Annotated in this window: 8 protein-coding genes; 1 reads left to right on the top strand and 7 read right to left on the bottom strand. The window is 38.8% G+C overall.

All coding sequences use genetic code 11. The features are described 5' to 3' along the window. Positions 1-37 precede the first annotated feature (37 nt). From ACQ2HF_RS14880 to ACQ2HF_RS14850, 7 genes are all read right to left on the bottom strand, one after another. Complete coding sequence (locus ACQ2HF_RS14880; RefSeq protein WP_432411210.1) at positions 38-2,494, bottom strand: TonB-dependent receptor domain-containing protein; 2,457 nt, start codon at positions 2,492-2,494, stop codon at positions 38-40. An 84-nt stretch (positions 2,495-2,578) separates the two neighbouring features. Continuing rightward, positions 2,579-2,920 (bottom strand): arsenate reductase (glutaredoxin), encoded by a 342-nt coding sequence (gene arsC / locus ACQ2HF_RS14875; RefSeq protein ID WP_432411209.1) that lies wholly within the window; start codon positions 2,918-2,920, stop codon positions 2,579-2,581. Next, positions 2,917-4,185, bottom strand: coding sequence for an erythromycin esterase family protein (locus ACQ2HF_RS14870; RefSeq protein WP_432411208.1), 1,269 nt, complete (start codon positions 4,183-4,185; stop codon positions 2,917-2,919). Before ACQ2HF_RS14870 ends, arsC begins: the two co-directional genes overlap by 4 nt. Beyond that, entirely contained in the window at positions 4,182-4,658 is a 477-nt protein-coding gene (locus ACQ2HF_RS14865; RefSeq protein WP_432411207.1) for a hypothetical protein, read from the bottom strand. Before ACQ2HF_RS14865 ends, ACQ2HF_RS14870 begins: the two co-directional genes overlap by 4 nt. A gap of 160 nt (positions 4,659-4,818) precedes the next feature. Then, entirely contained in the window at positions 4,819-6,114 is a 1,296-nt protein-coding gene (locus tag ACQ2HF_RS14860; RefSeq protein ID WP_432411206.1) for an amidohydrolase family protein, read from the bottom strand. 83 nt (positions 6,115-6,197) lie between these two features. Then, the gene (locus ACQ2HF_RS14855; RefSeq protein WP_432411205.1) at positions 6,198-9,158 is read right to left on the bottom strand and encodes an amidohydrolase family protein; all 2,961 of its coding nucleotides are present in this window, start codon (positions 9,156-9,158) and stop codon (positions 6,198-6,200) included. A gap of 255 nt (positions 9,159-9,413) precedes the next feature. Beyond that, the gene (locus tag ACQ2HF_RS14850; protein ID WP_432411204.1) at positions 9,414-10,505 is read right to left on the bottom strand and encodes a DUF3810 domain-containing protein; all 1,092 of its coding nucleotides are present in this window, start codon (positions 10,503-10,505) and stop codon (positions 9,414-9,416) included. Between the two features lie 157 nt (positions 10,506-10,662). Here ACQ2HF_RS14850 and ACQ2HF_RS14845 point away from each other — a divergent pair, with 157 nt between their 5' ends. After that, a complete protein-coding gene (locus tag ACQ2HF_RS14845; RefSeq protein WP_432411203.1) occupies positions 10,663-12,126 on the top strand; it encodes an aminoacyl-histidine dipeptidase in 1,464 nt (487 codons plus the stop codon). The last annotated feature ends 79 nt before the right edge of the window (positions 12,127-12,205 follow it).

Here is a 12,205-nt window from a genome sequence, read left to right as displayed (position 1 = left end):
CTAGTAGAGCTCCTTTTTTTATACTTTAAAAGAGAATTTATCCTCCAAAATCTCCTTCACCTTCATCACCGTCTCCAGCACCCCTCGTATCCTTTTGGCGTTGTTTCTTTTGATTGAATCGGTATGTGAAACTTAAATTGAATTGTCGCTCTCTCCACTGAAACTCACTGTCACTAATAAATGAAGGTGTTTCTGTACTAGTCACCCGTTTTCTTGAATTTAGTAAATCACTTACATTAAAACCAATGGTAGCATTGTCGTCCATAATATCTTTACTGAAGGCTAGATTTATACTTAATAACCCTTCGGTTTCTGACTGTGCATCATTTCTTGGGCCTCTGTAAAAAGCGGTTGTTTGCCAATCTATTTTTGATGGAAGTGTTACTTTACTACTTCCACGGGCAAACCAGCTTGTGTTTTTAGTACCGTAATCTACGCCGTTGAACATTCCTTCCGTTTGAAAGCCAAAGAAGTTAAAACTTCCGTTTAATCGTAGCCATTTGGCTGGATTGTAAAGTACTCCAGCTTCAAACCCATACCGTTCATTGGTAGAAAGGTTAAAAGGAATTGTTCTAATAATAGGCACGCCATTAGGGGTTACCTGCCCTGTATCTTCACTTACACGCTCAAAAGCATCGGTCTCTTGCTGGTAATATACTGAAGTGGTAAGCGTTAAATTTTTCCAACGTCTTAAATAACCCAAATCAAAGGCGCTGGCAAAAGCAGGTCGTAAGCCAGGGTTTCCTTGAAATACATTGGCTTCACTACTTCTGGAAGGAAAAGGGTTAATAAAAAACCCACGTGGACGGTTAATCCTTCTATTATAGCCTAAGGTAACATTTTCGCTTTCTCCTAGTTCGTACACCAGGTTTACCGTGGGGAAAAGCCCCGAATAACTATTGTCAAAGTTTACATTAAAGTCGTCATTGCTCGTTATGTCTTCGCCTGTAACCTCACCTTTAAGCTGTGTGTCTTCATAACGAAGTCCCAACAGGAATGAAAACTTTCCAAATTTGTTTCCGTATTGTGTGTATACGGCATTTACATTTTCTTCGTATGTAAAAACGTTCGATAAACTATCATTACGTATAAAAGCACCGCCAGCAGCTAATTGCTCAGTTAATAAATAATCTGTTGTTGTTTTTTCAAAATTACCTCTGTAACCCGCTTCAAATTGTGCATTTTCACCAATAGGCAGTACATAATCTGCTTGGATTAAATATTCATTCTGGTCTTCTTGTTGGGTGATCAATTCGGCTGGAAGCGGTTGATTTGTTGGGAAGGTGTTAAATTCATCAATAAAGGAAACTTCAGTTTCTTCGTCATCTTCGGCTTGTAAATCTATCGTTAATTTATGGCCATCATCATTAAAGTTATTAACGTAGTTTAATGAAAACTGAAGGCTGGTGTCTTCTTCGGTTTCTGTTTCAATTCTACTTCTTAAAACGGCCAACGCATTGGCCGCATTAAATTCCTGCGTTAAATTGGTAGTGGTATCTTCATCATCACCCAAACGTAAAAATCCGGAAGCGGTAAGAGATGACTTTTCAGTTAAATAATATTCTATGCCAAGATTTGTGTTAAAACCTCTGTTTAACCTATCATAATCGCGCTCTTCAATTACTAAAGGGTTGGACGCGTTTGCATTTAAATAGCGTGTTTCAAAATAAGCATTTCCAGGAGAGTCGTTATATCGAATCCCCGTAGTATTAAAAATATTGAATTTTTCGGTACGTAAATTAATATTAGTGCTCAAACCGCTACTTAACGGAACTCCCATATTTACTTGAACAGAGCCATTAAGCCCTAAGGTTTTTTCTTTTCGAAGAATGATATTTAAAATACCGGCAGTCCCTTCAGCATCATATCTGGCCGAAGGTGACGTAATCACCTCTACACGTTCAATAGCATCTGCAGGAAGCTGGCGTAGTGCGTCTGTGCTTCCAAATCCCGCAATAGCGCTGGGTTTACCGTTTATTAAAATCCGAACATTTTCATTGCCACGGAGACTAATAGCACCGTCCACGTCCACCGTTACAGATGGTACGTTGCTTAACGCATCGCTTACCGTAGCGCCACTGGTGGTTAGGTCTTTGCCAATATTGTACACTTTTTTATCTAATCTAATTTGTACCTCGGTAGTTTCGGCGCGCACCACCACCTCGTCCAAACTTTCTGAATTTAAAGAAAGATATACGGTGGGTAAAGTAGTATTGTTTTGAAGATTTTGATTGGATTTTTCAACCGATTTGTAACTTATAAATTCGTATTTTACGGTGTAACTCCCTGCTGGGACTTCTATGCTGTAGTTTCCATCCAAATCTGTAATACCTCCAGTGACTGTTTTTCCAGCCGAATCAATAAATGATATGGTTGCATATTCTAAAGGATAATTGGTTCCTTGTTCAAGGATTTTTCCTTTGACAGTTGAAGTGTTTTGAGAAAATAAGAAGGTTGTAAAAAATAAAGCGAGTAGGCTGGTAAATAATTTCATAGTCAATGTTTCTTCTTCGACTGCGAAAATACGTTTGGGTTTAGCCTTGAAACCACAAAGTTTTGTTAAATAAAAAAGTGGAAATTATAAAATATCGCGAATGCTTTCTGGCGGTCTTCCAATCACGGCTTTCTTACCATTTACAACGATAGGCCGTTCAATTAATTTAGGGTGTTGAACCATTGCTTTTATAAGGTCTCCATCACTTAGATTTTTGCCTTTGTAGTTTTCTTTCCAGATGGCTTCGTTTTTTCGAACCAAATCTAGTGGAGCAATATGTAGAAGTTTAATTAGTTCGGTGAGTTTATCTTCTGAAAGTGGGGCGTCTAGATATTTTACTACTTGATAATCTTTGCCGCTTTCTTCAACAAGTGCCAAACCTTGTCTGGACTTGCTGCATCTTGGATTGTGGTATATGGTGATCATTTTTTTTGTGAATAAGGGATAGTGGTAGGGTAGGATGTTTTATCGATATAGATGAGGGCGTCGTATGTTTCAGAAATCGTCAACGACATCATCTTTTGTTGCGCTTCGGAATAACTTTCAGAAATATCGGTGCGAATCTTCAGTGGGTTTAGAAGAAAATACGTTGTAGCGTTATTTGCTTTTAGTGCTTCCCGTGCATTAAAAAATAGAAAGGGTGCCTGGGTGTTTGAAAATGTGCGGGTGATAGAATTTTCAGTAACCGCTGCCATAGTTATTTTTTGAAAACTATTATTCGCAAAGGCACCGAAATCTCCTTGATTAAACGTAAAACCAATCGCAACATAGCCGTCGCCATACCATCTTTTTAAATAGCTCCCTAGGACATCATAATTAAACAGAGGTGAAGTTTTAGCTACGTGCCCATTATGCGCCCAAAGAACTAGTTTACTATCCTCAGGAAAAAGATTGTTCACCCAAATTATGTTTCGAGCAGAGAATTGGTCTCTAAATTCAGCTTTTAAACCAAAATCATCCTGAGAAATGTAGGTGGCAAATTGTCTCGTAATTTCTGTAATTCTTTCCGCTATTTTATAATCCTTTTCTCCATTTGCATTAATCAATGTTGTTTTATGAATTTCTAAAAATTCCTTTAGCAGATAATAAAGATTCCAATAATCGGTGCGTTCTTCTTCCGAATATTGGTTGAAGGCTACAATTTGTCGTTCTTTTTGAAGTAAAGGTAAAAGCGCGTTTGACACTTCTGGAGTTTTACTCACATACGAAATTAGCCAATCGATGTTATTGTGCATAGCCGTCATTTCCATCCCAAAAACCTGAAATTTATTTGCTGAAGTAGCATTAAAGTTCCTGATGTTTTTAAGCAACGATTTAAACTCTTCCGTTCTATAGGTAAACCAGCCTGAAGTCGACACCAGTTCATCCAAATCACCTTTGCCGTGTACTACAAAATCGTTCCAGAGTAATGCCTGCCCAAAATCTACTTCCAGCACCAGCGCATCATACCCCTGATGCATTAAGGTAATAATGGCCGTCTCTTTTAGTTGATAGCACTCTTTTGTATAATGTGAAACTTCTCCAAGACCCACGATGCTGGCAGCTTTGCTAATGGTTTTTATCTGTTCTTGAAACGCAGTTGCATTTACGGTTGTAAAAGGCGTGCTCCACGGTAATATTTCGGCATTTGTTTGCGCAATTCCCTGAAGTGATATTAAAATACCGATTCCTAAAACGAACAGTTTTTTCATCGCGGCAACTCGTTTAATTCGGTAATATAATCCATCTGCAAATCCTCGTGCAATTCCCCAATTTTCTTTTCAATCATGGCAAGTTGTCGCTCGTACACTTGCATCATAGTTTTACTCCGTTTTATACTACTGCTATAATTGATCATCTTTTCACAAAAATGAAGCAACAATGCCACTTCCGTCTCTTTCACCGAAGAATACCGAATAAACTTCTTCGTCTCCCGAAGAATCTTCCGGATACGCTTTTTTACCCTATAAAAATTAGTTGCAGGTGTTTCTTCAAATTGCTGCGTGATAAAATCTTTCACCTCGGCAACATAACTATCTTCGTGGTCCGCCTCAAATAGTAAATAGGTAAGAAGTTCCTTATTTTCCTTCTTAAAACGCGCCAACCGAAGACATAACGCTTCCAATTCTTCCTTGGAACGAAATTTTATCTCCTTACGGATTTGTACTGCGGTGGCGGGTTTCATTGGGGAGTTTTTCGTTGGTTATTTGTAGTTTATGGTTGAAGTGTTTAAAAGAGTTTAGCGTTAGGGTGACCTGATTATCGATGTCTGGTTGAGTGCAGTCGAAACCTAATTTGACTTTCTCAGGTTCTAAAAGGTTTTCGACTGTACTCGTATAGATAATTTATTCCCTAGCATACTTTTTCATGTACCTTTTCCACAATTCCGTCTGGTGTGTTTCCAAAGAAATTTCGCGGCCATCAATAAAAGCATTGGTTAAAATATTGGTACGCATATCTAATGCATCACCTTCGCTTACAAAAAGCGTTGCGCTTTTGCCAACAGCAAGTGTTCCATAGCTATCGTCAATTCCTAAAATTTTAGCAGAATTACCCGTAATTAGCTGTAATGCTATTTCTTTGTCTAAGCCTTGTCCAGCTACATGGCCCGCATAAAAGGGTAGGTTACGGGTTTGGAAGTTACTCATATTTGCATTTTGAATTCCAACTAGCAATCCGCCATCGGTCAGTAATTTTGGTAATTTGTATGGCATATCGTAGTCATCATCTTCACGAGAAGGTAGGGCGTGAGGTTGTTGTACAAGAACAGGAATGTTATTCTTTTTCAGAAACGGAATAATTTTGTGTGCTTCATAACCCCCTACTATTACTACATCTTGCACGCCATTTTCTTTGGCTGTAGTTACAGCATCTATTATTTCTTTTTCACCATCTGCGTAGATGTATAATTTTTTACTTCCGTCAAACAAGCCTTGCATTGCTGTATAAGCTTCATTAGGTTGTTCGTTTGCTTTGCCTGTTCCAGTTCCGTAGGCTTTGGCATTCAACATAAAATCTACACCTTCCTGGATTTGCTTTGCGTATTCCTTATTGGGCTTGTAGCCACGTTCTTCACCAAGCCACCATCTTCCTCTTCGAAAGCTGTTGGGCCAGTTCATATGGATGCCGTCATCTACTTTTATCGCTGCATCTTCCCAGTTCCAGGCATCAAACTGTACAATAGAGGAAGTACCACTTATGCCACCTCCTTGTGGGGCGATTTGCCCTAGCAATACACCGTTAGGGCGCATGCTTTCTACCACTTTACTTTCGGCATTGTAGGCAATTAAACTGCGTACATTGGGGATAAACTCACCTAGTTCATCTTGATCGTCACTGGCACGTACCGCGTTAACTTCTACCAACCCCAGAGATTTTGTAGGAGCAATAAGCCCGGGATATACGTGTTTTCCCTGTGCGTTAATCACTTTCCCTTTTGTGGGTGTTGTGGAAGTGCCAAGGGCAGTAATTTTTCCATTTTCAAAAACGAGGATGCTGTTTTCAATCACAGTACCATCACCAATATGAGCAGTTGCTCCTGAAATAGTTATGGCTTCGGTTTGTTTGGGTGCTGGTGTTTGTTGGGCAAACATGGTGCTTCCCAGAACCAGTAGTGTGAGTATGCTTATATATTTTTTCATTGTAAAGTCTTTAATAATTATGATAAACCCTTCCAGTTATGTCAAAACGAAATTTTCTGCGGTCACTGAGTGGAGTCGAAGTGTTAGTTAATGGTTTCACATTCAAAATGACGCTTGTCTTTTCCTTTTGGCTCTTTGGTTTTACCGCCGCCATTCTTCTCATCCAGCATCATTTTTACTAGTTTATTACGTTCAGAGGTAACGTTGTCGCGCATTTGCTTGTCTTTTTCCAAATCGAAATACGTTACTCCTTCAATAATAGTTTTTTCAGCTCTTGCATATACAGAAAGCGGATGGTCTGTCCATAACACCAAATCGGCATCTTTTCCTTCTTTTATACTTCCGGTTCGCTCATCAAGGTGCAATAATTTTGCTGGATTGATAGTGACCATTTTCCATGCTTCTTCTTCGGTCATGCCACCGTATTTAACACTTTTTGCAGCTTCCTGATTTAATCTTCTGGACATTTCGCCGTCGTCACTATTTATAGCAACTACCAAGCCTTCACTCGCCATAATGGCGGCATTGTAAGGAATAGCGTCGTTTACTTCAAATTTATAAGCCCACCAATCGCTAAAGGTGGAAGCACCTACGCCGTGTTCTTTCATCTTATCTGCTACTTTATAGCCTTCTAAAATGTGTGTAAACGTGTTTATTTTAAAATCGAAGCGATCTGCAACTTTCATCAACATGTTTATTTCACTTTGTACGTAACTGTGGCAACTAATAAAACGTTCACCATTTAAAATTTCAGCAAGCACTTCCATTTCTTCGTCGTAACGAAACGGCTGCCCACCTTTTTTCTTGGCATCGTATTCTTTCGCACGGTTAAAGTAGTTCACATACATTTGCTCTACACCCATACGCGTTTGCGGAAAACGGCCGTAGCTTTCCCAATTACTTTGTTTTACATTTTCTCCTAAAGCGAATTTGATAAACTTCGGACTATTATCGTAAATGAGTTTATCGGCATTTTCTCCCCATTTCAGTTTAATAATGGCCGAACGTCCACCAATTGGATTTGCACTTCCGTGTAAAATTTGAATTGATGTAACGCCACCCGCTAGGTTGCGGTAAATATTGATGTCTTCCGGGTCTACCACATCTTCAATCGTAACTTCTGCTGAAGAATTGTGACCCGCTTCGTTAATGGATAGTGCAGCAATATGCGAATGTTCGTCTATCACTCCAGCGGTAAGGTGCTTTCCTGTGGCATCAATTACTGTGGCACCTCCAGCGCTTAGGTTTTTGCCTACGGAAGCTATTTTTCCGTTTTTTACTAAAACATCGGTGTTTTGTAAAACTCCAGCGTCCTCACTTGTCCAGACAGTGGCGTTTTTAAACAACATATTTTGTTGCTTCGGCTTCGTTGCGAAACCATATCCTACGTTAGGGAAGGTGAGAGGGACTGTTTCTATTTTCTTAGCATCGTCTGCGTCTTTGTCCTTTTTATCTTCTTTAGAATCTGCCTGGCGTGTTGCGGTATATTCAGTTTCGGCACCTGACGGAAGCAATAACTTTCCAGAGAAATTTTGGTCTCCCTTCGGAATAATTCCTGTTGTTCTGAAAACTTCGTTGGTTTTTTCATCTGTAAAACTTAGGCTTACCCAGTTTTCGCTATAGTCAACTTTTGAAGGATATTTCGTGTCGCCTACGGTAACCTCCGAATTCAATTTTGTAATATCTCCTGTTAACTTTACATCGTATGTTTTCCCACCTGCTGAAATTTTATAATTCCCGCGAATGTCCTGCTGGTCTTTTGTATTGATAATATTTTTCTGGCCTTGAACCCAGTTTTCATACAGCGTAGTTTCTTTATCAAAAATAGGTCCTGAGGTGATAAGGAAATTTGCGTAGCGACCTTCTTCTAAACTTCCAATTTTATCTGAAGCATTTAGAAAAGAAGCAGGAACAGTAGTTAACGCCTCCAGTGCTTTTGTTTCATCATAGCCATATTTTAAAGCTTTTAGCAACTTTCCGCTAAATTCTGAAGGTTTTTCCAGCTCAAAGGTAGTAAGTGAAAATTGTACATTATTATCTGATAACCATTTTGGGTTCATAGGAGCTTGGTTCCAATCGCGCATATCGGCAAGGCTTATATATTTTTCAGCATACGGGTTCGTTACATCATACGCATCTGGAAAATTTATTGGAATAATATATCTGGCGTTGCTGGCTTTTATGTCGTCTAACATTTCATATTCATCTCCACCACCTACAATCACGTAATTTACGTTGAAAGCATCACCAATTTTATCGGCTCTAATGTCGTTATCTTTACTCCCTGCTTCAAAAAAGGAAACCATAGGTTTATTGGCGTTTAAAGCTTCCAGAGAGCGGTCTTTTGTTTTACTTGCTCCGTTAGCATACCAAGCGGCATCGCTATACATCTGGCGAAGCAAAGCCATCGCACCCATTAAAGAGGTTGGGTATGATTGTCGACTCTCCACACTTTTTTCAAAACTGAAAAACTGTCCGCTTTTATCATTAATAATTCTAGTGCCAGCACCTTCCTCATCATTTAAAGCTACTAAAACTCCAGTTCCACGGGCAATACCGTCCATAATGTGTGTATTTAAAACACCAAATCCGGCTTTTCTAAATTCGTCCGCTTTCTTTTTATCGTATTCAAATTTTGAAATCGCTTCACTTTCTGGCTTAATATGGTCGTTCCAATAAAAACCATCTCGGGAGGCTTTGTATTCTGGTGACCGGCGTCCACCTGAACCACGTTTCGGTTTTTCTACGCCGAAATCGGTATAAGGATCAATAAAAGAAGGATACACATGTTTGCCTTGCAAATCGATAGTGATAGCGTTCTTAGGAATCGTAACCGATTTACCCGAAGCGATTACCTTACCATCCTGAATAAGCAGCGTACCATTTTTAACCACTTTTGTAGGGGTTATATATAAGGTAGCATTGGTAAATGCGGTATAATTGGTGTTTTGCTCTTTAAGGCCTTCATTTTCTGGGAAATAAACTTGAGCAGACATGATGGAAATACTGAATAAGCACAGCATCCAGAGGAGTTGTTTTTTCATTGTTTTTTTGATTGAAATTATCGTGTTGTGAAGATACTATCCTTCCTTGGTTTTTTAAAAATATTAAGATTGGTTTAACAAGTCTTTAAGAAAAAAAGAAGATAGGTGGTAGGGGGTAGGTCGCTCCGCTCGTAGTTGGTGGTAAATGTTTGGGAAATTAAAACGGCACTACGTACCCGTATTTTAAAAGCGTTGCAGAGTACCTTTAAAATTCAAAATTCAAAATTCAAAATTCAACAATTGGCACTTTGTCCCTCAAAAAGGTTTGTCCTCAAAATAATTTACGACCAGCGCTACCATATAACTGTAGCTCATAATACCTTCCGATTGGTTGTTGGCTTTTAAAAACTGATCCCAAAACGCTTTAGAAAACGTTTCGAATGGATTTTGATACTCACCCCAAAACTCACGCATTTCGCGGTAACTTTCCAAAATCCCAAAGTTGATGGAGGGGAGTAATTCCTCATAAAGCGCCATATCACGTCGGGCAAGCTCATTTACACAGTACCGTAAAGCGAAAATATACCCCGAATATTTTATATAGGTATTGTCGTTATTTAAGGTTGCCATGGTGGCAATAAAATTGGCTTCATTTTCGGCAGCGTAGCCTATTTGGTGGGCTTGTTCGTGGCAACTTACCACGGGAAATTTATAGGTTTTTATTAAGTTATTAACCTGAGCTTCCCCCGAAAATGGATTGTAATATCCACTATACCCCATATAGGTTAACCCCAAGCTCCAGCCGCTTTTTTTGATACTTTTGGGATGGTAGGCGAGTTGCGGGAATTCGGTTTCCAGGTTTTTATAGCCGTTGTCGCTCATTGCAAAAATTTCTTTTTGAGAATAGGGGAGGTCTATTTTTATACTGTCTGCATAGCCTAATTCTCTATGTAGTGCATTAGACTTTAGGATGAGTCTTTTTGTGGTAGCAATGAGTTGCGCTGTGGTGTAGTCTTTTTTTAACCCAAGGGTTGTATTAAGGGGCATTCTATAATAATTAAACCCCCACAGCAGATTAAACACGAAATATACAATAGAAAGCGTAGCGGCAATATCTATAAAGAATTTTAGGGGTTCAAAGCGTAATCGTTTTAAATTTTTATACAACCATCGTATGGCTATTATACCAATGAGGACATAAAAAAAATCTCCGATTGAAAAAGGGATCCATCCAAATAAAAAGCGATTGATTTTTGACAATACCGGAAATAATCCTTGACTGTAATACTGTTCAATAAACTCAGGGAAATTGCGTAGGAGTTTTAAACCGTAAAACTGAATAGGGAGCAATAGCGCCAGGATGACTTTAGTTGTGTTGTCTTTTAAAAATTCAGAAATTTTGCTCAAGGAATATTTTTTAAGAAAGATTTTATTTACTTCTGAAGCAAAAACTTCATTAGGAAAGTTTTAACGCATTTTTTGAATAACATAGCCATCTATTCGACTTTAAAAATAGTAAAACCTTGTAACTTTGTTAGCTAATCTTCTATTTAAAAACAATACAATGAACGAAGCCATAAGAAATCTAGAGCCAAAAGCTGTTTGGAATAAATTTGCCGATTTAAACGCCGTGCCGCGACCTTCCAAAAAAGAAGAACGCGTCATTACTTTTATGAAAGACTTCGGAGAAAATTTAGGTTTTGAAACGATTGAAGATGCGGTAGGAAACGTAATTATTAGGAAGCCTGCTACAAAAGGGATGGAAGATAGAACCCCTATTGTAATGCAAAGCCATCTGGATATGGTACACCAAAAAAATAACAATACCGATTTCGATTTTGATACACAGGGAATTGAAATGCACGTAGACGGAGATTGGGTGCGTGCTAAAGGAACTACATTGGGCGCAGATAATGGTTTGGGCGTAGCGACTATTATGGCAATTTTGGAAAGTACAGATATTCCGCATCCTGCTTTGGAAGCACTGTTTACGATAGATGAAGAAACAGGAATGACAGGGGCAATGGGATTAAAAGGTGGAATTTTAAAAGGAGATATCTTATTAAATCTTGACACGGAAGAAGATGATGAAATAGGTGTTGGTTGTGCGGGTGGCGTAGATGTAACTGCTACAAAACATTATAAACACGAAGAGGCACCAGAAGAGTCTACTACCTATATGCTAACTGTAAGGGGACTGCAAGGCGGCCATAGCGGGATGGATATTATTAAAGGATTAGGGAATGCCAATACCATGATGAATCGCGTGCTGTACGCCTGCGAAGATGTATTGCATATTGCAGAATTAAAAGGAGGCAGTTTGCGGAATGCAATTCCGCGTGAAAGTGTGGCTACGATTGTAATCGAAAACTTAAACTATAATGCATTTCAATCAGAATTTGAAAGAATCGCTGCCGCCATCAAAGAGGAATACAGTCTATTGGAAAAAAACCTGGAAATTGTATTTGAAAAATCATCAACTCCTGCTAATAGGGTGATGGTGAAAACAGATCAAACACTATTTATTCAATCTATTTATGCCGCTCCTAATGGAGTGTATAGAATGAGTCCAGCGATTGAAGATCTGGTAGAAACTTCTAATAATATTGCGAAAATTTCAATAAAAGATGGAAGTATTAAAGTAGAATGTCTAACGCGTTCTTCGGTTAATTCGTCTAAACTGGATTTAGCAAACACTTTAGAATCTGTTTTTACATTAGGCAAATTTGATGTTACATTTTCAGGAGAATATCCAGGATGGGCACCTAATATGGATAGCCCAATTTTAAAAGTACTGGATGGTTTGTATGAAAAACTACACGGCGAAAAAGCACACGTAGCTGCTTGTCATGCTGGTCTGGAATGTGGGATTTTAGGGCAAAACTATCCGCAGATGGATATGATTTCTTTTGGGCCTACTATTAAAGGAGCGCACTCACCAGACGAACGCGCAAGTATTTCATCTACTCAAAAATTCTGGGATTTTGTAAAAGAAATTCTGAAGGAAATTCCGAAGAAGGAGGATTAGTGAATTGGTTAACTGGTGAAATAGTTAATGGTTAAATAATCCCTGACTTTATTATAAATTTTTTCAAACTGTGTGTTGG

The organism is Rasiella sp. SM2506, assembly GCF_050859505.1.
Classification (GTDB): Bacteria; Bacteroidota; Bacteroidia; order Flavobacteriales; family Flavobacteriaceae; genus Marinirhabdus.
The sequence above is the reverse complement of the archived record's forward strand: the minus strand, read 5'-3'. Positions and strand labels throughout refer to the sequence as shown.